Below are 338 nucleotides of genomic sequence, written 5' to 3'. Positions count from 1 at the left end.
TTGAAAGGGCCCAGCGGGAAAATAGCACATATCTTGATTTCTTAAATGATCTGCTTGAAACTGAACTTGCCGAAAGGCAAAGGCGAAATGTCTAGGTAAGGTCAAAACTTGCCCGGCTTCCGTATAAAAAGACCCTGAAGGAATTTGACTTTACCTTCCAGCCCAGTATCGATGAAAAACTGATAAGAGAGCTTGCCACAATGGCCTTTGTCCACCGGGCAGAAAACGTAATATTCCTTGGGCCTCCTGGAGTAGGGAAGACGCACCTTGCCGTAGCCCTTGCTATAGAAGCCCTATCTCAGGGCATATCAGTTTACTTTACGAGCCTTTCCAGGCTA

The 338-nt window shown here is 46.4% G+C and carries 1 pseudogene; it reads left to right on the top strand.

Annotated elements, in window-relative coordinates:
* A pseudogene (gene istB / locus cpu_RS13415) lies at nucleotides 1–338 on the top strand (IS21-like element ISChy4 family helper ATPase IstB); the annotation flags it as partial.

Source organism: Carboxydothermus pertinax, from assembly GCF_001950255.1.
Taxonomy (GTDB): Bacteria; Bacillota; Z-2901; order Carboxydothermales; family Carboxydothermaceae; genus Carboxydothermus; species Carboxydothermus pertinax.
This window is presented reverse-complemented; position numbering and strand designations above follow the sequence as displayed.